Annotated in this window: 19 protein-coding genes; 8 read left to right on the top strand and 11 right to left on the bottom strand. The window is 65.3% G+C overall.

All coding sequences use genetic code 11. The features are described from left to right. Positions 1-37 precede the first annotated feature (37 nt). The 6 genes from FHY04_RS12255 to FHY04_RS12230 all read left to right on the top strand — a co-directional run bounded on the left by FHY04_RS12255 (position 38) and on the right by FHY04_RS12230 (position 6,953). A complete protein-coding gene (locus tag FHY04_RS12255; RefSeq protein WP_183936606.1) occupies positions 38-1,699 on the top strand; it encodes a DUF5597 domain-containing protein in 1,662 nt (553 codons plus the stop codon). 190 nt (positions 1,700-1,889) lie between these two features. Then, positions 1,890-2,423: a spore coat protein U domain-containing protein gene (locus tag FHY04_RS12250; RefSeq protein ID WP_183936605.1), complete on the top strand. Its 534-nt coding sequence runs from the start codon at positions 1,890-1,892 to the stop codon at positions 2,421-2,423. Positions 2,424-2,488: 65 nt separating this feature from the next. Further along, complete coding sequence (locus tag FHY04_RS12245) at positions 2,489-2,944, top strand: spore coat protein U domain-containing protein (protein WP_183936604.1); 456 nt, start codon at positions 2,489-2,491, stop codon at positions 2,942-2,944. A 17-nt stretch (positions 2,945-2,961) separates the two neighbouring features. Next, complete coding sequence (locus FHY04_RS12240) at positions 2,962-3,699, top strand: molecular chaperone (protein WP_183936603.1); 738 nt, start codon at positions 2,962-2,964, stop codon at positions 3,697-3,699. Between the two features lie 15 nt (positions 3,700-3,714). Beyond that, the gene (locus tag FHY04_RS12235) at positions 3,715-6,009 is read left to right on the top strand and encodes a fimbria/pilus outer membrane usher protein (protein ID WP_183936602.1); all 2,295 of its coding nucleotides are present in this window, start codon (positions 3,715-3,717) and stop codon (positions 6,007-6,009) included. Continuing rightward, entirely contained in the window at positions 6,009-6,953 is a 945-nt protein-coding gene (locus tag FHY04_RS12230; protein ID WP_260171502.1) for a spore coat U domain-containing protein, read from the top strand. Before FHY04_RS12235 ends, FHY04_RS12230 begins: the two co-directional genes overlap by 1 nt. Before the next feature lie 52 nt (positions 6,954-7,005). Here the strand turns inward: FHY04_RS12230 and FHY04_RS12225 are convergent, their stop codons facing one another. The 5 genes from FHY04_RS12225 to FHY04_RS12205 all read right to left on the bottom strand — a co-directional run bounded on the left by FHY04_RS12225 (position 7,006) and on the right by FHY04_RS12205 (position 10,957). Continuing rightward, positions 7,006-8,178 (bottom strand): winged helix-turn-helix domain-containing protein, encoded by a 1,173-nt coding sequence (locus FHY04_RS12225; protein WP_183936600.1) that lies wholly within the window; start codon positions 8,176-8,178, stop codon positions 7,006-7,008. Positions 8,179-8,314: 136 nt separating this feature from the next. Continuing rightward, a complete protein-coding gene (locus tag FHY04_RS12220; protein ID WP_183936599.1) occupies positions 8,315-8,593 on the bottom strand; it encodes a hypothetical protein in 279 nt (92 codons plus the stop codon). Between the two features lie 66 nt (positions 8,594-8,659). Next, positions 8,660-9,163: a ferritin-like domain-containing protein gene (locus FHY04_RS12215; RefSeq protein WP_183936598.1), complete on the bottom strand. Its 504-nt coding sequence runs from the start codon at positions 9,161-9,163 to the stop codon at positions 8,660-8,662. Positions 9,164-9,243: 80 nt separating this feature from the next. Beyond that, a complete protein-coding gene (locus FHY04_RS12210; RefSeq protein WP_183936597.1) occupies positions 9,244-9,708 on the bottom strand; it encodes a hypothetical protein in 465 nt (154 codons plus the stop codon). A 76-nt stretch (positions 9,709-9,784) separates the two neighbouring features. After that, positions 9,785-10,957, bottom strand: coding sequence for a zinc-dependent alcohol dehydrogenase (locus FHY04_RS12205; RefSeq protein WP_031395504.1), 1,173 nt, complete (start codon positions 10,955-10,957; stop codon positions 9,785-9,787). 539 nt (positions 10,958-11,496) lie between these two features. Between FHY04_RS12205 and FHY04_RS12200 the strand changes: the two genes are divergently transcribed. Then, a complete protein-coding gene (locus FHY04_RS12200; protein ID WP_183936596.1) occupies positions 11,497-12,162 on the top strand; it encodes an HAD family hydrolase in 666 nt (221 codons plus the stop codon). 5 nt (positions 12,163-12,167) lie between these two features. Continuing rightward, positions 12,168-13,181, top strand: a complete 1,014-nt coding sequence (locus FHY04_RS12195; protein ID WP_183936595.1) for an SDR family oxidoreductase — start codon at positions 12,168-12,170, stop codon at positions 13,179-13,181. Between the two features lie 73 nt (positions 13,182-13,254). Here the strand turns inward: FHY04_RS12195 and pncA are convergent, their stop codons facing one another. The 6 genes from pncA to FHY04_RS12165 all read right to left on the bottom strand — a co-directional run bounded on the left by pncA (position 13,255) and on the right by FHY04_RS12165 (position 20,488). Further along, positions 13,255-13,914: a bifunctional nicotinamidase/pyrazinamidase gene (pncA, locus tag FHY04_RS12190; protein WP_183936594.1), complete on the bottom strand. Its 660-nt coding sequence runs from the start codon at positions 13,912-13,914 to the stop codon at positions 13,255-13,257. A 66-nt stretch (positions 13,915-13,980) separates the two neighbouring features. Beyond that, positions 13,981-15,594 (bottom strand): alpha,alpha-trehalase TreF, encoded by a 1,614-nt coding sequence (gene treF / locus FHY04_RS12185; RefSeq protein WP_260171478.1) that lies wholly within the window; start codon positions 15,592-15,594, stop codon positions 13,981-13,983. 69 nt (positions 15,595-15,663) lie between these two features. Next, complete coding sequence (locus FHY04_RS12180) at positions 15,664-18,360, bottom strand: TonB-dependent receptor (RefSeq protein WP_260171477.1); 2,697 nt, start codon at positions 18,358-18,360, stop codon at positions 15,664-15,666. A gap of 99 nt (positions 18,361-18,459) precedes the next feature. Beyond that, on the bottom strand, positions 18,460-19,440 hold the full coding sequence (locus FHY04_RS12175) for a FecR domain-containing protein (protein ID WP_183936593.1): 981 nt from the start codon (positions 19,438-19,440) through the stop codon (positions 18,460-18,462). Further along, the gene (locus FHY04_RS12170; protein ID WP_235188309.1) at positions 19,437-19,958 is read right to left on the bottom strand and encodes an RNA polymerase sigma factor; all 522 of its coding nucleotides are present in this window, start codon (positions 19,956-19,958) and stop codon (positions 19,437-19,439) included. Before FHY04_RS12170 ends, FHY04_RS12175 begins: the two co-directional genes overlap by 4 nt. 188 nt (positions 19,959-20,146) lie before the next feature. After that, the gene (locus FHY04_RS12165) at positions 20,147-20,488 is read right to left on the bottom strand and encodes a hypothetical protein (protein ID WP_166747293.1); all 342 of its coding nucleotides are present in this window, start codon (positions 20,486-20,488) and stop codon (positions 20,147-20,149) included. Positions 20,489-20,730: the final 242 nt, after the last annotated feature.

Genomic DNA, 20,730 nt, shown 5'->3' with positions numbered 1-20,730 from the left:
TGCCGGCTTTCCCGTTTTTCGTTCGAGGTACTGCATCATGATCTTCCGCCCCTTCCGCACACTCGCCGGCCTGACCCTCGCCGCCGCACTGTTCACCGGCACCGCGCACGCGCAGGCCGCGACCGAGGTACCCAGGCTGGTGACCCGCGACGGGCATCACGCGCTGATGGTCGATGGCGCGCCGTGGCTGATGCTCGGCGCGCAGGTCAATAATTCGAGCAATTATCCGGCGATGCTGCCCAAGGTCTGGCCGACGATCCACGCGATGCACGCCAACACGGTCGAGGTGCCGATCGCGTGGGAGCAGATCGAGCGAACCGAAGGGCAATTCGACTTTTCCTTCCTCGATCAGCTGCTCGCCGAGGCGCGGCAGAACAAGGTGCGCCTCGTCCTTTTGTGGTTCGCGACGTGGAAGAATACCTCGCCCAATTATGCGCCCGCCTGGGTCAAGCTCGACAACGCGCGGTTCCCGCGGATGACCAACGCCAAGGGCGAAACGCATTATGCGCTGTCGCCGCTCCATCGGTCGACGCTGGAGGCGGACAAGCGCGCCTTCGTCAAGCTGATGCAGCATCTGAAGGCCGCCGATCCGCAGAACACCGTCATCATGGTCCAGCCCGAGAACGAGGCCGGTACCTATGGCAGCGTCCGCGATTTCTCGCCGGTCGCGCAGAAGCTGTTCGACGGTCCGGTCCCGGCGGCGTTGCTCAAAAAATTCCGCAAGCCCGCGGGCAGCTGGAAACAGGTGTTCGGCGCCGATGCCGACGAGTATTTCCACGCCTGGTCGATCGGCCGCTATATCGAGGAGATCGCGGCGGCGGGCAAGGCGGTGAAGCCGGTGCCGATGTACGTCAACGCCGCGCTCGCCTCCGCCTTCGGACGGCAGGCGGCGACCACCTATTCGAGCGGTGGGCCGATCCATCACGTGATCGACGTGTACAAGGCCGCGGCGCCGTCGCTCGATCTGGTCGCGCCCGATATCTATGCGCGCGATCATGCCGCGTATCTCGAATATCTGAAGCTCTACGGCCGTGCCGACAACGCCCTGCTGATTCCCGAAACGGGGAACGCGCCCGAGTTCGCACGATATTTCTATCCGGTGGTCGGGATGGGCGGCCTCGGCTTCGCGCCGTTCGGAATGGACGATAGCGGCTATTACAACTTCCCGCTCGGTGCAAAGACGCTGGACGCGCCGACGATGGAGCTGTTCGCGCGCAACTACCGCGTGTTCGAGCCGATGATGCGGGAATGGGCGCGGCTGGCCTTTGCCGGCAAGACTTGGGGCGTGGCCGAGCCGACCGACCCCAAGGCCGAGCACAGGCAGGTCATGGACCTCGGCAAGTACCGCGCCACCGCGACGTTCGGCCAGTATCAGTTCGGCACAGACAAGCCGACCGGCAACCCCCAACCGACCGGCGGTCTTGCTGTCGCCGAGATCGGCCCCGACGAATATCTCGTGACCGGATTCGATACGCGCGTCTCGTTCGCGCTGGCGGATGCGAACAGCGGGCGTTCGATGCTCTACGATCGCGTCGAGGAGGGGCATTACGACGCGCAGGGACACTGGGTGTTCGACCGTGTGCTGAACGGTGATCAGACCGACTACGGGATCAACTTCACCGATCGCGCGCAGGTGCTCCACGTCAAGCTTGGCAGCTACAAGGGCAATCCGGTCATCCCGGTCGGCAATCCAAATTAGGAGGCCTCTCGGCCGTCAGACCGGGGCCTGTTTGATGACCGGCCACGAGAGCCGTCATCTTATTGGAACCATGTCATAATCGTTGGATCGAAAGCTATCGTCGGCCAGATCGGTTGTTCAACATCCTGTTAACTGGCGACCATTGAGAACAGCCCAAATGGAGGGCTGTTTTATCATGATTTACCGTAAGATGACGAGCAGGGTTCTGGGCATTGCGGTCGGCATGATCGCGGCGTCTGGCGGGGCGACATCGGCAGACGCGCAAACCGCCAGCGGCACGATCGGCGTGTCCCTGAACATCCTCGCGGCCTGTGCGGTGAATGGCGGCAACAGCGCCGCGACCATGGGGCGGATCGGGACGATCGCCTTTGCCGATCAGTCGGGCGTCTTCGGCAATGCCGATGCGACGATGGTCGCGCAAGGCAGCACGAATGCGGTCACGGTGTTGTGCACACCGGGCCTCGCGCCGAAGGTCACGGTCGGGGCGGGCGCGAACGACGCGGGCAATGTCCGTCAGCTGGCCTATCTGGGGCAGACCGTCGCGTATCGGCTGTATACGGACGCGTCGCGGCAGGACGAAATCACTATCGGCAGGCAGATCAGCCTCGGCACCGCGGCCACCTCGGCGTTGACGCTGCCGATCTTTGCCCGCGCGTCAAGCAACGGCCTGGCGCTGCCGGCGGGTACCTATACCGACACGGTACAGGTGACGCTCAGCTGGTAGCGGCGGTGCGCGCCGTCCGGGCTTTCCTCGCGGTGTCGGCGATTGCAGGCTGTGCGTCGGGGAGCATGGCCGAGACCAGCCGCACCTTCAGGGTCGGCGCGGTCATCGCCAATGGTTGCGCGATCAGCGCCGATACCGGGGGCAGTTGGGGATCGATCGACCTCGGGTCGGTGAACGGGGTCGATGGGGGAGCCGCGCAAGGCAGCCTGGTCACCGCGGTTGCCGCCGGATTGCAGATCGACTGCACCCCGGGAATGAGCGTCACCCTCACCGCGGACAACGGCACTCAGCCGGCTAACGGTGTGCGCCAGCTCGTCCACGCAACCCGGCCTGCCGATCGCTTGCCCTATCAGCTGTTCGCGAACGGCAGTCAGACGCCCTGGACGTCGCAGGCGATCGCGCTGGCATTCCCGATCGGGACGTCACGACTGTCCGTTCCCGTCCAGGCCCGCGCCGTCGTCCAGCGCGGCGTGGCAGCGGGGCGATATTCCGATGTGGTTCGCATCACCGTCACCTGGTGATGCAGCAAGGACAAGTCATGAAGATCCTGCGTATGTTGACCGCCATCGTCTCGCCGCTCCTCCTGCTGCCAGGCACAAGTCGCGCCGCGGCGGTCATCATCTGGCCGGTCGATCCGAAAATCGCCGCCACCGAGCGCGCGACCGCGCTGTGGATCGAGAACAAGGGCAACGAACCGATCACGATGCAGGTCCGGACGCTGCGCTGGTCGCAGGGGCCGCAGGGCGATCTGTACGATGATCAGGACGAGGTCGTTGCCAGCCCGCCGATCGCAGTCATCCCGGCGGGGGAACGGCAGATGATCCGTGTGCTGCGGCGCGAGCGGCCTGCTATTGCGGCGAACGACCAGACCGGCCCGGTGGAGCGCAGCTACCGCCTGTTGATCGACGAAATCCCCACCGCGAACGCGCCGAATGCGAGCCGGCTGCCGGCGGCCGAGCTTGCGGTACAGATGCGCTATTCGGTTCCGCTCTTCACCTATGCGGGGTCCGTCAACGCAGCCAAGCCGGAGCTGACCGCGACGTTGGAACGGAGCGGCAGCGGTCGGATGCTGGCGATCCGCAATACCGGCATGCTGCACGCGCGCCTCATCGACATCCGGACGGCGGACGACAAGAAGACCAGTCTTGCTTCGGGGCTCGCGGGTTATGTTCTTGCGGGGCAGACCATGCGCTGGCCGGTGCCGGAGGGTGTCCCGGACACCAGTCCGCTGATGGCAAACGTCAATGGCGCCGATCAGCGCATTGCCGCGCGTTGATCCGTCCGACACGCCATGATCCGCGGTTCGCTCCTGCTGACGACCATGCTGGTCTGCCTGCCACAAATGGCACGCGCGGGTGACCCGGTGCAGCAGCTGTTCGTCGAGCTGGTCGTGAATGGCCGTGCCACCGGCGATCTGGTGCCGCTGCGGATCGACGGCACACGCATGCTCGTGCCGGCCGAGGCGCTCAGCCGAAATGGCGTGACGCTCGATGGGGAGGGCGGCGGTGCGGAGGGCGGCGGGACGGAGCGCGACGTCGCGTCGCTGCCGCACACCCGCGCCCGCTATGACGCCGCGCTCCAGACGCTCCATCTCGAAACCGCGCCCGACTATCTGCCGACCACCCGGATCGCCGCGGGTGATAGGCCCCGCGCCGCCACGCTCGCCAGCTGGGGCGCGATGGTCAACTACCAGTTCTATGCGCAGCGCACCGACGGCGGCTCCTTTGCCTCCTTATGGTCCGAACAGCGGGTGTTCGGGCCGGTCGCGACGCTGTCCAATTCCGGCATGCTGCGAGTCGGGTCCCGCATCGGCGGCTATCTGCGCTACGATACGCATGCGAAAATCGTCAACGAGGATCGCGCGCTGACCGTCACGGCGGGTGACCTGATCACGCGGTCCTTGCCCTGGAGCACGTCCGTCCGGCTGGGTGGCCTGCAGCTCACGCGCGATTTCAATACGCGGCCGGACCTGTTGACGATGCCGCTGCCGAGCTTCGCGGGCAAGGCGGCGGTACCGTCGGCGGTGGACCTGTTCGTCGACGGCTATCGGCAGCAGGGTGCAGACGTCGCGCCCGGTCGGTTCGTGCTGCAGGATGTCCCAGTGATCAACGGCGCTGGCGAGGCCGTGATCGTCACGACGGACGCCGTGGGTCGACAGATCGCGACCACGATCCCCTTTTACGTCTCGTCGACACTGCTGCGCGCAGGGCTCACCGATTTTGCAGCCGAAGCCGGCGCCATCCGCCAAGGCTATGGCATCCGCAACTTCGATTACGGCACGCTTGCCGCCAATGGCTCGATCCGACGCGGCATGACGTCGTTCCTGACGCTGGAGGCACATGCCGAGGTGACCGCCCGGCTTCGGCAGATCGGGGGCGGGCTCGTGGTGGCGCCGTGGCGATTTGGCACCGTCGCGCTGTCGGTCAGTGCGTCGCGTTCGGGTAAGGCCGTGGGCCGTCGGTGGTCGCTCGGCTACAGCTATACCGCGCGTCACTTCAGCGTTGCCGCGCAATATGACGATCGCAGCAGGGACTTTCGCGAGCTTGCAAGCTTCGACCTTGCAAATCCCGCGACACGGCGGCGAACCTATCGCGCGATCGCCAACGTCAATCTGGCGCGACTGGGCACATTGGGGGCGGCGTATATTTCGGGGCGAACCTTGGGATCGGTCGACGAACTCACGCTACGTTCGCGCCTGCTGTCCTTGTCCTATGGTCGTCCGGTCGGATCGCGGGCGAACCTGTTCGTGACTGCGGATCGCGATTTCGAACGGGGCGCGACTAGCGCCCAACTGCGCCTGTTCATCCCGTTCGGACGCAATGCGGCCAGCGGCGGGATCAGCCGTTCGGCCGGGCGCAATCTCTATCAGGTCGGTTATACCCGGGCGACGCCGACCGATGGCGGCCTTGGCATCGATGCCGGGATAGCAGCGGCGAGCCGGGGGCCCGCATCGGGGCAGGTGACCGGGACATGGCGCGCGCCCTTCATCGAAGTGCAGGCCGGGGGCGCGACGGCCCAGGCGCGCAGCTCGGCCTGGGGTGGCGCATCGGGTTCGGTCGTGGCGATGGACGGCGGCCTGTTCGTCGCCAACCAGGCGAGCGATGCCTTTGCGGTTGTCGAGACTGGCGTGGCGGGCGTTGGCGTCAGCTATGAAAATCAGCCGGTCGGCGTGACGAACCGCAAGGGCCATCTCTTCGTGCCCAATGTCGTGCCCTATCTTCCCGTCCGCTTCGCGATCGATACGCTGTCGCTGTCGGAGAACCATGTCGCATCCGCGGTGGAGCAGCGGGTTGCCGTGCGACAGGGCAGTGGCGCCGTCGTGCGTCTGAACGTCCGCATGACGCGCAACATCCTCGCGGTGCTCGTCGACAGGACCGGGGCAGCGCTCAAGCCGGGCGGTCGCGTCCGGCGTGAGGGGCATCCCGACGTCGCCATCGGCTGGGACGGCATCGCGTATCTGGAGGATGTCGGCGAACAGGTGTCGCTCTCCGCGCTGACGTCGGACGGGACGGTGTGCCAGGCGACGTTCGGCGTCTCCGCAGACGTCGCGGCGCTGTCACGGATAGGGCCGGTCTCGTGCCGGTGATGGCGTCGCTGCGGCTGTTCTTCGCACTGGTGGTCCTGAGCATCGTCACGGGCCGTGCATTCGCCGCCTGCACGACATCGTCCGGGGCGCTCACCTTCTCGCCGGTGTCGTCGTATGACGTACGAGGGGGCACGGTGCCGCAGGTTGCCGGATCCGCCGGGCTTTCCTGTACGGGGTCCGTGCTGACTCTGATCGGCGGCAATTCGGCGCGCGCGACCATCACCAGCCTCAACCAGTTCCGCCTGGTCAAAGGCACTGACGCGATCGCCTATCAGGTGTCGGCCGATGCCAGCGGCGCCACGCCGTTCACGCAAGGATCGACCGTCAACTATATGAGCGGCAGCCTGCTGGCGCTGCAGGGCGGTGGCAGCAGTTTCACCACGCCATTGTTCGCGCGTTTGACGGCGGCTCCCAATGTGGCCGCCGGGACGTATAGCGACACACTGACGGTGCAATGGGACTATAGCGTCTGCAACGGGGTGAATGTGCTGAGCCTTGTCTGTTCGGGCTATGACAGTGGCAAGGTCGTCGTAACGCTTCAGGTGACGCTGGTGGTCGGCAACGACTGCAAGATCACCGCGCCCGACCTGTCCTTCGGCAGTGCGGCGCTCGTCACGCAGTTCGGTCCGGTGACCTCGGCCGTCCAGATCGATTGCACCCGCGACGCCGTCTACCGGATCGGCTTCACGCCCGGCGGTGCTGGTACCGGTGCGGCGTGGCGGCAGATGACAAGTGGCACGGGCGCGACATTGCAGAATCAGATCTATCATGCAGATGGCATCACCGTCTGGAACGAAGCCAACCCGCTTACCGGCGCAAGTCCCGGAACGGGCAGCCTGACCCCCGTCAGAACCTACCCCTATGTCGCCAGGATCAATCAGGCGCAGGTCACGCCGGCGGCGGGAAGCTACCAGGATAGCGTCAGTGTGGTCGTGACATTCTGATCGATCAGCCACTGACCTTTGGCGGCGAGACGGACGATCGTTGCACGGCGCATCACGCGGGGCGGATGATCTCGCCGACACGAACGTCCGACAGGCCGAGCCATTGCGCCATCCGCTCCAACTCGACCCGCAGGTGGGGCAGCGTGTCGTCTGGCGCCCCCGGTTCGAGCGTTATGCGTTTTGCCAGCAGCACGCCCGCTTGCCGGTCCGCCTTGAGATCGACCCGCGCGACCAACGCCTCGTCCATCAGGAAGGGCAGCACATAATAGCCGTGGGTGCGTTGCGCCTGCGGCACATAGATCTCGATACGATACCGGAAGCCGAACAGGCGTTCGGTGCGGTCGCGTTCCCAGATCAGCGGATCGAAGGGCGCCAGCAAGCCCGCACCGCGCACCCGGCGGGGCACTGCGGCGTCGCGGTGGAGCCAGACCTTCTGGCTCCAGCCGTCCACGCGGACGGGCACCAACACCTGATCCTCGACCAGATCGGCAATGGCATGATCCGCCTCGACGGGCTTCAGCCGAAAATAATCACGCAGCTCGGCAGCGGTCGCGATGCCGAGCGCGCGGGCGCTCCGTTCGATCAGCGCCCGCTGCGCCTCGGCAACGTTCGGCGTGGGCATGGCGAGCACCGCAGGGGGAAGCACCCGCTCGGGCAGGTCATAGACCCGCGCGAAACTGCCCCGCCGCGTCGCCGTGGTGATCCGGCCCGACCAGAACAGCCATTCGAGCGCGTGCTTGACGTCGCTCCATTCCCACCAGCCGCTGCGGCTCGTCCCGTTTTCGAAATCGGCGGCGGTCAGGGGGCCCTCGGCTGCGATGCGGGCCAATACGGCGTCGGCTTCGCTACAATGCTTTGTCGCAAAGCGGCGAAGCGCGGCGTAGCCGATCTCGCCTCGCTCAGCGCGGGCCATCCGCCATCGCAGCAGCGGATGAAGCTCGAGCGGCAGCAGCGACGCCTCATGCGCCCAATATTCGAAGAACCGGCGATGCGGCTTTGGACCCCAGGCGGCGCGCTCGAGCAGCGCCAGGTCGTAGCCGCCAAGCCGGGAAAACAGTGACAGGTAATGCGCGCGGGCCAGCACGTTGACGCTGTCGATCTGGATAAGGCCCGTCCGATCGGCGACCTTGCGGACATGCGCTGCCGTGACCCGAGCAGGCGGTGGACGGTCGAACCCCTGGGCTGCAAGGGCAATGCGGCGCGCATCGGCCTGCGAGATGATCATGCGGTGATGATGGTCGCAAAGGACAGCGACGGTCAATGTCACCGCGGTTGCCCCCGCCGGGCTACAGCGTACTCCGTGTGATCCGGGAGCCGCGGGGCGTAAGGGCAATCGCGGAACGCCGCGAGCGCCTTTGTCGCTACTGGTCGGCGACCTTGATCTCGGTAATTTCCGCGTTTGAAAGACCTGGTTTTTCCGTGCGGAGATAGTGGAGGAGTTCGCTGATCTCCTGCGCATCGAACCGGAGGTCGAGATCGTCCATATGGATGGCGACGGAACGCTGCCGCGCCTCCGACAGACCAGCGACGATATCGACGCACGCCTCGAGCGTTCCGCGTCCGACTTCCGTCGGCGTCGCGCCGGCGGACGATGCGTCAGCGAAGATCCGGGCCGGCTCGCTCAAGGGGTAGGTGGTCATGACTGTCGCGTCCGTCGTCTACGGGGCAGGACATCGCCCGCCGGGGTGAGCCGGCGGGCGAACGTTTCAGGAGTCTTCGGCGTCGATGTTGACGCTCGTCTCGGCGAGCTTCGTCATATATTCGTCGCCACCGTAAATGTCCTTGGTGGCCGCGTTCAGCGCCTTGTGATCATCCTTGAGACCCAGCGCCTTGGCATAGGCTGCGGCCGTGCCGAAGCCGGCGATGCCGTAATGCGTCATCCGCTGATATTGGGCAATGATCATGACATCGAGCAACGGACCCTTTTCCGGACCCTCTTCGACGACATGCTTGGTGGCTTCGGCCACAAGCCCTTCCATGCCCTTGCAATGCTCCTTGGAGACCTTCTCGTCGTTCGACGCGATCAGCTCCTTGAGGAGATCGGTATGCTTCTCGATATCCGCCTGCGACTTGGTCAGCATGTCCTTCAGCGCGGCATCGCTCGCTTTCGACGTGATCTTCTTCAGGACCTTCTTCATCTGGTCGTTCGCCGACCACAGGTCCTTCAGCTCGTCGGTGTAGATGTCTTTCAGATCTTCGGGTGCAGACATGGGATACTCCTTGCTGGTGCACGGGCCAGAAATGCCCGGTGGCGTGATTGACGTTGAATAGGGGGCGTGCCGTCGAGGCGTCAGCCGGCGCCGGGCTTCGCCTGTTCGTGCTCATAGCGCGCATCGGTACCGACCTTGCCCGTCGCCTCGGCCTCGGCGATACCGGACGTCTCGACGACCGTGATGGTGCCATGCTCGGCCGCGATCGAGTGCGGGGTCCGATCGGCATCGGGGTCGGCCGCGATCGTCGTGCCGCCGCCGCCGCTGGAGCCGGCGACGGCGTTGCCGGCGCTGCCCCCGTCTTCACCCGCCTGACCGCCGCCATGATAGGCGATGTCCGTCTGGCCGCCCTGCGACGCGGGGCTGGTATCGGCGTCGATCTTGCCTTCGTGCGGGTTGGGATAGGCGCCGCCCGCGCTCTCACCGCCGTCGCTGCGACCGTGAACGCGGCCGTCGGTATCGCTGCGAGGCGACTCCGAGACGCCATCCGGCGCGCCCTTGCTCGCGGGATTGCCCGGGACGGGGGTATGAACCTTGTCGCTCATGGAAACTCCTCGTGACGGTCGTGGATAGGAAGCGGCCACCCCGATCGGCATGCCGAGCGGATCGGGGTGGGGCAGGTTACGGCCGCAGCACGACCTTGATGACGCCGTCCTGCTTGTCGCGGAACTTCTGATACATTTCGGGCGCATCCTCGAGGCTTGCAGGGTGCGTCACAACGAAGCTCGGGTCGATATCGCCGGCTTCGATGCGCGCCAGCAGCGGCTTGGTGTACGCCTGGACATGCGTCTGGCCGGTCTTGATCGTCAGCCCCTTGTTCATCATCGCGCCGATCGGGATCTTGTCGCCCATCCCGACATAGACGCCGGGGATCGAGACCGTGCCACCCATCCGGCAGCTCATGATCGCCTCGCGCAGGACATGCACGCGGTCGGTGGCGAGGAACGTGGCGGCCTTCACCTTGTCGATCACTGCATCCATCGCGCCATGACCCGAAGCCTCTGCACCGACGGCGTCGATGCAGCTGTCCGGACCGCGGCCCTTGGTGCGGAATTGGAGTTCGTCATAGACACTGTCGACCTCGGCGAAGTTGATCGTCTCCGCACCACCGGCCTCGGCCATCGCGAGACGCTCAGGCACTTCGTCGATCGCGATCACGCGGCCTGCGCCGAGCATCAGCGCCGATCGGATCGCGAACTGGCCGACCGGACCGCAGCCCCAGATCGCCACGGTGTCGCCTTCTTCGATGTTCGCATTCTCGGCGGCCATATAGCCCGTCGGGAAGATGTCGGAGAGGAACAACGCCTGATCGTCGGTGACGTTGTCGGGCACCTTGATCGGACCGATATCGGCCATCGGCACGCGCAGATACTCTGCCTGGCCACCGCAATATCCGCCGAGCATGTGGCTGAAGCCGAACAAACCTGCAGGCGAATGCCCCATCGCCTTGATCGCCATTTCGGCATTCGGGTTGGTCCGCTCGCACGCCGAGAACAGACCCTTGCGGCAGAAAAAGCAATCGCCGCAGCTGATCGTGAACGGCACGACGACGCGGTCGCCGATCTTCAGGTTGGTGACTTCGGAGCCCAGTGCGACGACGACGCCCATATTCTCATGACCAAGAATGTCCCCGGCCTGCATGGTCGGCTGATAGCCGTCGAGAAGATGAAGATCGGAACCGCAGATCGCGCAAGATGATACCTTGATGATCGCGTCGCGCGGATGCTTGATCTCTGGGTCCGCGACAGTGTCGACCCGGACATCGCCTTTTCCATGCCAAACCAGTGCGCGCATTAGAAAGTCTCCGTCATGTAATTGGCGTGCCGTACTTTCGAAAAGTACATTACGCCGTCAAAAATAATAAGCAGTAGACCAAGCCCGCCGGACGATAGCCTTAGCGATGCCAGCAAAGGCATTGGTCAGCGTGCTCCAGTTGGGCGTCGTGCCGTCAAGCTTTGGATGTTGATGGAGACATAGCGATCCGAACGTCCTCATCGTTCCTGACGATTTCCGGAAATCGGCGGGTATATTTTGTATTGATCCTGATCAGGGTGGCTAAAGATAGGTTATCATTGGAAATTTACCGCGAACCACGATCATTCGGGGGTCCTTCCTAGCGAGAACCGCGTGCGAAAGGATGTCGCGGTAGGATGGAGACAGGGTTGGATGCTCGGTTAAATGCAGTGCGCACCGTCAAATTCGCCGTCCACGGGGCCAATTCGGACAGTCAACCGTTTGGATATCATCATCTCTTGCCGATGCTTAGCGCCACGCCTGTCACGGCGCTGGCGTGCTGGTTGGCGAATACACGACGTCAGACCCGGGATTGAACTATGCAAATCAAGGCCATCCTTTTCGATATCGACGGCACGCTGGTCGATACCAATGACATGCATGTCCTCGCCTGGGAGGAGGCCTTTGCAGGTGTCGGGGCGTCCTTCGACCGGCAGGTGATCCACGATCAGATCGGCAAGGGGACCGACATGCTCGTGCCGACCCTGTTGCCCGGTGCCGACGCGGAGGAGCAGGAGAAACTCGGCGATACGCACGGCGAGATCTTCAAGGCAAAATATCTCGAAACTGCCAAGCCGTTCGCTCGCGCGCATGATCTGCTGGCGCACGCGCATAGCCTGGGGCAGCAGGTCGTGCTCGCCTCGTCGGCGTCGGGATCGGAGCTCGATCATTACATCGCGCTGCTCGAGGCGCGCGATCTGATCGACGCAACGACGAGCAGCGACGACGTCGAGCGCACCAAACCCGCCCCGGACATTTTCGCCACCGCGCTGAAGGCGCTGCCGGGGATCGATCCTGCAGAGGTGATCGTCGTCGGCGATACGCCTTATGATATTGAGGCGGCCGCCAAGTGCGGGATCGCCGCGGTTGCGGTTCGATCGGGCAAGTTCAGCGACGAGCAACTGAACGGCGCGGGCGCGGTCGCGATCTATGACGATGTCGCGGCCTTGCTTGTCGATTACGCCCAATCGCCGCTGGGGCGCTGACCGCTATGTCTGTCACACTGAAACCCCTTCGCGATCAGGTCATCGTCGTTACCGGCGCGACCAGCGGCAACGGCCTCGCAATCGTCGAGGCCGCCGTGCAACGCGGTGCGGCCGTGGTCGCGACCGCGCGGAACGACGCCGCGCTCGAGGCACTCCGCGTCCGTTTGTCGGCCGATGGCGGACGCATTGCGGTCTGCGTCGCCGACGTCAGCGACATGGCCGCGGTCGAGCGTGTCGCCGCCGTTGCAGTCGCGGCGTTCGGCGGCTTCGACAGCTGGGTCAACAATGCCGCGACAGGCACGTACGGCACGCTCGATCAGGTGCCGGTCGCCGATCACCGGCGCGTGTTCGACGTCAATTATTTTGGCGTGCTGCACGGATCGCTGGTCGCGGCCCGCCATCTGCGCGGGCGGGGCGGCGCGATCATCACTATCGGCTCCATTCTGAGCGACCGTGCGATCGTCGAGCAAGGGCCCTATGGCGCGACCAAGCATGCGGTTCAGGCGCTGACGGACACGTTGCGGATGGAGCTCGAGCAGGAGGGGGCCGGCATCTCGGTCACGCTGATCAAGCCCGGTGCGATCGACACGCCATTCCCCGAACATGCCCGCAATTTCATGGATCAGCCACCGCGCCTGCCACCGCCGCTCTACGCCCCCTCCGTCGTCGCCGACGCGGTGCTGTTCGCGTGCGAGACGCCGCGGCGGACGCTGTATGCGGGGGGTGGCGGGCTGCTGTCATCACTCCTCTCGCGCGCCGCGCCGCGGGTGAGCGACCGGATCATGGAACTGGTCGGCACGCTCGCGCAGCAGAGGCCCGGGGATCCCGGTGATCCGGCACGCCGCGACAATCTCTATGATCCGCGGGCCGATGCGCTGCGCGGGACCCAGCATGTCCGCGCGCGCACGTCGAGCAGTGTGCTGCAGGCGCAGAAGCTTCACCCGGCGGTTGTGATGCTGGGCGTTTTCGGCGCTGGTATCGTCGTCGCGCTCGGCCGACCAAAGGGTGGACGCCGGTAATATCAGGCACGGAAAGGGTAGGGTGCGTGTGCGGCGTCGACACGTGACCGTCCTTCCGCGCCATCTTGGCAGTCTATATCAACCGGACGCCGGCTGCGCGGAACTGCGCTTCCGCTACGTCTACCGTCGTTCCATCACCTGCCGGCATCGCGATCGCTCGCGTGCAGTCCGTCAGGATAGACGCTTCGAAGCCCTCGCGCCGCGCATCGAGTGCCGACCAGGCGACGCAGAAATCATAGGCCAACCCAACGAACACGCACCGCCGAACCTGCTTGTCCCGCAAATACCCGGCCAGCCCCGTTCTCGTCGTCTTGTCGTTCTCGAAAAAGGCCGAATAGGAATCAATCTCCGGATTATAGCCCTTGCGAACGATGACGTGTGCGCGGCGGATGGTGCCCTTCACGCCGGGATGGAATTCGGCACCAGCGGTTCCCTGGACGCAGTGATCGGGCCATAGGACCTGCTCGCCATATGGCATCGCCACAGTATCGAACGGCTGGCGACCTGAGTGGCTGCTCGCAAACGACAGGTGCCCGGCCGGATGCCAGTCCTGCGTTACGACGACATGCCGGAACCGCGGAGCGAGCCGTTCGATCCCGGCCATGATCTCGTTCCCGCCCGCAACCGCCAGCCGGCCGCCGGGGCAGAAGTCGATCTGCGGGTCGACGACGATGAGCGCGTCCGACTCCGTGATCGCTGCGTCGCCGGTGAACTGCTCGATACCCAACGTCATCTCCTGCAAAGCCGACAGGTCGCGTCAAAGGCGGCCGATGACAAGAATGATCCTATTGCCGAGCGCCTATTTGCGAACACTGGTCGACGGCTGGGCCAGGTCCGGGAAGCGATCGAGGATCGCGCTGGTCACGCCGTTGGTCCAGCCGAACCCGTCCTGGACCGGATATTCGCCGCCCCCGCCGGGTATGCGCTGTTCGATATTATACTTTTCGAGCATCTTGCCGGTATCGGCATAGGCCGCGCCAACCGTCCCGAGCCAGCGTCTGGCGATGTCCTTGGCCAGCGCCGGCTCGCCGTTTCGGTCGAGCCCTGCGATCGCGACCCATTGCAGCGGTGCCCAGCCATTGGGTTCGTCCCATTGCTGTCCGGTGTTGAGCGTCGTCGTGCGCAGGCCACCCTCGGCCACCAGCGATTTGCGCACCGTCGCTGCTACGGCCTTCGCCTGTGCCGACGATGCGAGCCCGACGAACAGCGGGTGCAGCATCGCGGCATTGATGCTGGTCGTGGGCATGCGCGACGACAGGTCCCAGTCGGCGTAGCGCGCGGTCGTCGCCTGCCAGAGATAGCGGTCGATCGCGGTCTTGCGCTTGGCCGCCAGCGTCGTGAACGTGGTCGCGCAGGGCGTGTCGCCGGCGGTCTGGCAGCGTGCGGCGATACGGCGTTCCATCGCCCAGATCAGGCTGTTGAGATCGACGGGCACGATGTCGGTGGTGTGGATTGTGGCGAGCGACCGCGGATCGCGGAGCCAGCGCGAGCTGAAATCCCACCCGCTCTCCGCGCCCGCGCGCAGGTTGCGCTGCGTATCGGCAGCGTCGCGGGGTGCCGCCCTGGCCGCGGTCTCGACATCCTCGGCATAGGATTCGTCACGCGGCGTATCGCGGTCGTCATAATAGCGGTTGAGCACGCTCCCGTCGGGCATCCGCACCACGCGGAGACAGGCCGGATTGCCGTCGAGACAGGTTCCGCCCTTCATCCAGAAGGCGTGCTCCGCGCGCAGCGCCGCCAGTCTACGCTTTGCGACAGCGGGATCGGTGTTGGTCGAGAGATCGAGCATCAGCGCATAATAAGGCGGCTGCGACCGGCTGAGATAATAGGTCCGCGTCCCGTTCGGGATATGCTCGTAGCGCTCGATCAAGCTGGTGAAATCGTCGAGCATCGATTCGACGAGCGGCTGCTGGCCATCGACCTTCAGCCCGAGCATCGTGAAATAGCTGTCCCAGTAATAGATTTCGCGGAAGCGCCCGCCCGGCACGACATAGGGCGCCGGCAGCGGCAGGGCGGAGCTGCCTGCGACGGGGGCGATCGGCTGACGGACGAGTTGCGGCCACAGGGCGCGGACATGCGACCTCAGATCGCCCGAGCCCCGGTCATTCTCGCCGGGCACCACGAAATCGGCGAGCACGAACGCCTTCAGCGCCGGGCCGGCGGGCCTGGTCCGCGCATAGTCCGCTATGATCGCCGCAGCCGCGCGCTTGGGGACGGCATCGACGAACGTCTTGCCATCCGCGAAGACGTGACCCTGCTGTACGGCCTGGAACAGCGGGCCATAGATATCAGCGGGCGACTGAGCCTTCGCGGCAGCGAGTGCGGGAGAGCCGGCCGGTCGGGACGGAGCGGTCTGGGCAGGCGCCATCGCGGCAACTGAGGCCAGGGCGGCAAAACGGCAAAGGGTTTTCATGAAGATCGCAACCATTTCGCCAGGGTGATCGATCCCCCGACGGGGCGGGATCGATCACCCTTGGCTGTGTCAGAACTTGAACGCGGCGGCGAAGCGGATCGAGCGACCCACGATCGGCCTTGCGAGGATCGTGCCGCTGCCCTGCGATCCGAGCGTGCGCGGATTGCCTTCGGTCAGCCCGATCTCGTCGGTCAGATTGTCACCGATCACTTGGAACTGAACCTGTCGGTTCAGATCGAGCGTGATGCCTGCGTCGAGCTTGTAAAAGCTCGGTAAAACCTGCGCGTTCTGGACGTCCGAGAAGCGGTCGCCGATATAGCCTATCGTCGCATAGACGCCGGCCTTCGCATCGCCGCCGAGCTCAAGATCATAGGCAGGGGTCACGCGCCATTGCCATTTCGGCTGGCGCTGAACCCGGTTGCCGGTGAGATCGGTCCGGCCGCCATCGGTGAAGAAGTCGCGATAGGTCGCGTCGAGATAGGTCGCCGACCCGCTGAGCGTGAACCCGCCGAACGGCCGCACCTGCCCCTCGAATTCGACGCCGGTCGCCTTGGCGCCACCGACCGACGCGATCGGGGCGCCGCTGGTGATGACCGTCGTCGCAAGGCCGTCGAACCTGTTGTGGAACAGCGTCGCGTACAGGTTGGCGATACCGGTCGAGACCTTCACGCCGCCTTCATAGCTGTCGACCTGCGGTGCGACGTCGATCCCGTCGCGCAGATTGTCGAAGAACGGAAAGCTGTTGCCGCGGCTGTAGCGGACGAACGCGCCGACCTGCCGGGTCAGGTCGTAATTGACGCCGCCGGTAAACGACCAGGCATCGCCGCGATAGCGGATCGTGCGGAAGGTGCCGTTGAGCTGCGCATCACCATTATCGTACAGCGTCAACGGATTGCCGTCCAAACCCGCCGCCGGGACCGTCGCCGCGAGATTTTCGAGCGTGCCGTCGACCGAGTGATGCTGCCACCGGACGCCGCCGTCGAGGCGCAGCTGGTCGGTGATCTGCAATTCGTCGACGGCATAGCCCGCGACGTCCTCGCCGGTGTAGCGCGCGTTGACCTTGAACGTCGATCCGCCCGAGAAGCCGTCCCGCGTGACGATCCGGCCATCCGCCAGCGTCAGATTCAGCCGCCGGGCATTGGGCTCGGCGGTGAGCAGCATGCTGTTGCCGAGATTCCACCGGTCCTGCGACTTGTACCGCGTGTAATAGACGCCGCCAGTCAGCGTGTTGCTGCCCGATTTCCACTCCAGCGCGAAATCGTTGACGAAGGCTTGGATGTGCTTTTCGACGCTCCAGAGCCCGGCCTCGACGACCGCCTGGTTGGGCGAGGCCGCCGCGCCGCCGGTGGCAAAGGTGAGCGATCCGATCGTCCCGCCCCGGCCGGCGGCATAGGCGGCGGCGGTGACCGGCGCGGCGCCGCCGGGGACGAGACCGATCGTGTTCGCATCGCCCTCCATCCAGCTGCCGCGATCGCGCACCGTGATCCCGCTGCCGAGTTCGTAATCGAAATTGCCGCCCAGATTGTAGATCTTCGCGCTGCGTCCGTCTGCCAGATCCACCCTGCTGCCGTCGTTGCGCACGCCGATCCGCGTGTCGCGCCCAACGAGCGTTCCGGTGCCTGCATCGAAGCCGGGATATTCGCGGATCTTGTCGCCGTCCTGGACGACCGGGATGGGCAGCAGCCACTGGCCGCGATCGTCGAGATAGCGACCGAAGAGCAGGATCGAGCCCTTGTCGAAGTCATGGCGGATATTGCCGGTGATCTGGCCGCCGCGCTCCGCCTCGAACTGCGCGTCACGGATCCCGCGCGAGGTCGAGTAATAGCCGCCAAGCATATAAGTGGTGCTGTCGTCGATCGGCCCCGAGATATAGGTGTCGACGCGGAACTCGCCGAAATCGGTGCCGCTGAGTTTCAGCAAGCCGGCCGGCGTCTGCTTCCCCTCGCGCTGGACGAGGTTGACGGTCAGGCCGGGCTGGCCGTTCGAGAACAGCGCGCCGGTGCCGCCGCGCACCGCTTCGACGCGCTGGATCGTCTCGTCGATACGGATCAGCTGCGTGTTTTCGAGGAATGAGAGCGTCGGCGGCGGGAAGAACGGCACGCCCTGCGTCTGGAAGGTGACATATTCCGCATCGCCACCAGACGGATAGCCGCGCACGAAGATGTTCGCGCCGGTCTTGCCGCCCGAACTTTCGGTGCTGACCCCCGGCACCGCACGAAGGACTTCGGCAGTGCTGGCGGTGCCGAGCCGCTGCGCCATCGCGCTGTCGATCGTCGTGACCGCAAACGCCGCATCCTGACGCCGGGTGCCCGCGCCCGCCGTGCCGATCACGACGATATCGGGGGCGGTTTCCTCGGGCACCTGCGCCGCAGCGGGATCGGCTGCCGCCTGCGCTGGGGCGACCTGAACCGCCGCGGGCGTGGCTTCGGCCGCCTGGGCATGCGTGTCGATGATCAGGTAGGCCCCGCTCGGCGTCAGCCGGTGGCCGAGCCCGGAGCCTTTCAGGATCGTCGTCAGCGCCGCGCCGACGTCCATCCGGCCGGCCACCGCGCGTGCGGTCTTGCCGCGGACGAGGGTGGGGGAGAACAGGATCTGCCTGCCGCTCTGGCGCGAGAAGGCGAGCAACGCGGTGCTCATGTCCGGCCGCGCAATGCGGATGCCGATAGCGGCCTGCGCGGTGACGCCGATCGGGATCCCGCCTGCGCCCAGCGCCAATGCGGTCATCATCACGCCGCGTATCAGCACGGCCCTGCCTGTGGATGTCATGCAACCCTCCCTGTTCGTGCGATCCCTCTGCCGGGGTCGATCTGACCCTAAAGACGCGGCACGTTCGAAAACCCGAACCGGGTTTTGCCCTCGGGTCGATTATTTTTTCGACGCGATCGTGATGCTGCCGTTCGGGTGCCGATCGACGCTGACGGGAAAGCCGAGTTCGAGCGCGTCTAGGAACGGCTGGACCTCGCCCGTCCGGAATGCGCCGCTGATCCGGACCCGGCCCGCCGCGGCGTCGGCGATCGCGATCTGCTGGACGCTGTAGCGATTTATCTCGGCGACGGCCTGCCGCAATGTCTCGTCCTCGAACACGAGCCGCCCTTCGCTCCAGCTTGCCAGCCGCTGCGCGCTGCCGGGCATGTGGCGAACCGACACCCCGCTGGCCGATGCGATGAGGACGTCGTCGGGCACCATGGCAACGGTCTTGCCGCGTGCGCCCTTGCCGGCGACGCTGACCAGCCCTTCGAGCAGCGCGACGCGCACCGCGCTGGTTTCGAGCCGCACGTCGAACGCGGTGCCGTGCGCTGTCACCGCCTGCGCGCCGGCAGTGACGACGAACGGCCGGGCCTGATGCTTCGCGACCTCGAACAAGGCCTGTCCGCGTTCCAGCACCAATCGACGCTCGGTGCGCGTATAGGCCATCCGGACCCGCGTGTCGGTATCGAGAGTCAGCCGCGACCCGTCGGACAGCGTGACCATGAGGCGCTGACCCGTCGCCGTCCGGTACACGGGTGTTTCGGCGACCCGCACGGCGGGCGTATCATCCGCGAAGCGCCACAGCGCCAGCGGCGCGACCACCGTGGCACAGGCGGCGGCGGCCAGTATCCACGGCGCGACTCGTCGCGGCTCGCGGCGTAACGCAGCGCGCGCCACGGCCGCGTGCCGCAATGCCAGAAGGTCGGGATGGTCCGCCAGCGCTGTAGTCGCAGCCCGTGCTTGGGCGATCACCGCCCAGGCTGCAGCGTGATCCGGTCGCGCATGCCAGTCTTCGAACCGCGCACGCATTACGGCGCTCGGGTCGCGGTCGAGCCGTTCGGCCCATTCCGCGGCTTCGATCATGACCGGAGCGCTCACCGATGCCAGTCCTTCAAGCGTTCCGCGACATGCGCGAGCGCGCGTGCCTGGTGCTTCTCGGCGGCACGCGTCGAGATCGCCATGGCATGCGCGACATCGGCCATCTTCAATCCCTCCAGCATTCTGAGCACGAACACGTCACGTGTCCGTTCGGGCAGTTCGGCAAGCGCACGACGCAACGCGTCCGCGATGTACTTACTCGCCAAGACGCGGTCGGGCGCGAAATCCGAACCTTCAAGCGAAAGATCGTCGATGGGATCCGACAATCCCGCGCCTCGCGCCTGATTGCGCCGGGCCTGATCCTTCAGGACATTGGCTGCGGTGACGAAAATGAAGCTGTCGTGCTGGCGAATGCCGTTCGGGTCTTCCAGCCGACTGAGTCGCAGGAAAACCTCCTGGACCAGATCGGGGACGTCGTGTGGCGCGGAGACGCGCCGCGTGAAGTACCGGCTCAGCGGCCGGGTATAGGTCTCGACCAGCGTGCGAAGGATCGTTGTCCTTTCGCCAAGGCCGGACACTTGCTCCCCCTCCATCGCCATGACCGGTTTCTAATAGCCGGGTCTGTTACGTCAATGAGTCTCGCTGGTCGGTATTTGACGCGGTCAATCTTGCGGCATTCGAAATCTATATTGATGCAGGCGAACGCGCGCCGTGTTTTAGAAGCCGTGAACACCGTTTTCTGGGCCGCTCCACGAGGCGTAGCTGGTCAGCGCTGCTTCTTCGTCGTCGTCGCGGTGAAATCAGGATCTTTCTTCGCGACCCAATCCACGAATTTGCGGACCGTGGGATCGGCTAGCAGCTCGTCGACATTCATGCCGTGGCGTTGCAGCTCGGAATTGGTGAAATTCGCCATCAAGGTCTGCTGGCAGATCGGATGCATCGGCACGACATCGCGACCGCCGCGGCTTTTCGGCACGGGATGATGCCAGACGATGGTCTTGCCTAGTACGCGTCCGCAGAGCCAGCACGGCGCGACCGGTGCCGGGCCTTCCTCGTCTTCGCGATCGGGCTCCTCGTACGGGGCATGTTTCGAATGTTTGCGGGCCATGTCGCTGTATAGTCTCTCGGTGGATGACTGCACGCTGTAGCGGCGCGCCCGGCACCACTACACCTGCGACACGCAGGATGACCACAGGAACGGATGTCGGGATTGGGTCGCGACGGCCCCGGGCCAGACGCTGTGCGTCACACGGAGCGAACCCGCACGCGCGTTAAGACAGAGATCGTCAAGCGGCAGATCGGCGTTGGGGAGCGCCTGAGAAACCGTTCGTTTAAACTTCGTGGCTAAAG

This window comes from Sphingomonas sp. BK481 (genome assembly GCF_014194875.1).
In the GTDB taxonomy this organism is placed as follows: domain Bacteria; phylum Pseudomonadota; class Alphaproteobacteria; order Sphingomonadales; family Sphingomonadaceae; genus Sphingomonas; species Sphingomonas aerolata.
The sequence above is the reverse complement of the archived record's forward strand: the minus strand, read 5'-3'. Positions and strand labels throughout refer to the sequence as shown.

Excerpts from the sequence above, each read along its gene's own strand:
- FHY04_RS12255 (WP_183936606.1), top strand. The coding sequence starts at position 38 with ATGATCTTCCGCCCCTTCCGCACACTCGCCGGCCTGACCCTCGCCGCC.
- FHY04_RS12210 (WP_183936597.1), bottom strand. The coding sequence starts at position 9,708 with ATGAGCGACAAGGTTCATACCCCCGTCCCGGGCAATCCCGCGAGCAAG.
- FHY04_RS12195 (WP_183936595.1), top strand. The coding sequence starts at position 12,168 with ATGTCTGTCACACTGAAACCCCTTCGCGATCAGGTCATCGTCGTTACC.
- FHY04_RS12180 (WP_260171477.1), bottom strand. The coding sequence starts at position 18,360 with ATGACATCCACAGGCAGGGCCGTGCTGATACGCGGCGTGATGATGACC.
- FHY04_RS12205 (WP_031395504.1), bottom strand. The coding sequence starts at position 10,957 with ATGCGCGCACTGGTTTGGCATGGAAAAGGCGATGTCCGGGTCGACACT.
- treF (WP_260171478.1), bottom strand. The coding sequence starts at position 15,594 with ATGAAAACCCTTTGCCGTTTTGCCGCCCTGGCCTCAGTTGCCGCGATG.
- pncA (WP_183936594.1), bottom strand. The coding sequence starts at position 13,914 with ATGACGTTGGGTATCGAGCAGTTCACCGGCGACGCAGCGATCACGGAG.
- FHY04_RS12235 (WP_183936602.1), top strand. The coding sequence starts at position 3,715 with ATGATCCGCGGTTCGCTCCTGCTGACGACCATGCTGGTCTGCCTGCCA.
- FHY04_RS12165 (WP_166747293.1), bottom strand. The coding sequence starts at position 20,488 with ATGGCCCGCAAACATTCGAAACATGCCCCGTACGAGGAGCCCGATCGC.
- FHY04_RS12200 (WP_183936596.1), top strand. The coding sequence starts at position 11,497 with ATGCAAATCAAGGCCATCCTTTTCGATATCGACGGCACGCTGGTCGAT.
- FHY04_RS12215 (WP_183936598.1), bottom strand. The coding sequence starts at position 9,163 with ATGTCTGCACCCGAAGATCTGAAAGACATCTACACCGACGAGCTGAAG.
- FHY04_RS12240 (WP_183936603.1), top strand. The coding sequence starts at position 2,962 with ATGAAGATCCTGCGTATGTTGACCGCCATCGTCTCGCCGCTCCTCCTG.
- FHY04_RS12250 (WP_183936605.1), top strand. The coding sequence starts at position 1,890 with ATGACGAGCAGGGTTCTGGGCATTGCGGTCGGCATGATCGCGGCGTCT.
- FHY04_RS12230 (WP_260171502.1), top strand. The coding sequence starts at position 6,009 with ATGGCGTCGCTGCGGCTGTTCTTCGCACTGGTGGTCCTGAGCATCGTC.
- FHY04_RS12225 (WP_183936600.1), bottom strand. The coding sequence starts at position 8,178 with ATGATCATCTCGCAGGCCGATGCGCGCCGCATTGCCCTTGCAGCCCAG.
- FHY04_RS12245 (WP_183936604.1), top strand. The coding sequence starts at position 2,489 with ATGGCCGAGACCAGCCGCACCTTCAGGGTCGGCGCGGTCATCGCCAAT.
- FHY04_RS12220 (WP_183936599.1), bottom strand. The coding sequence starts at position 8,593 with ATGACCACCTACCCCTTGAGCGAGCCGGCCCGGATCTTCGCTGACGCA.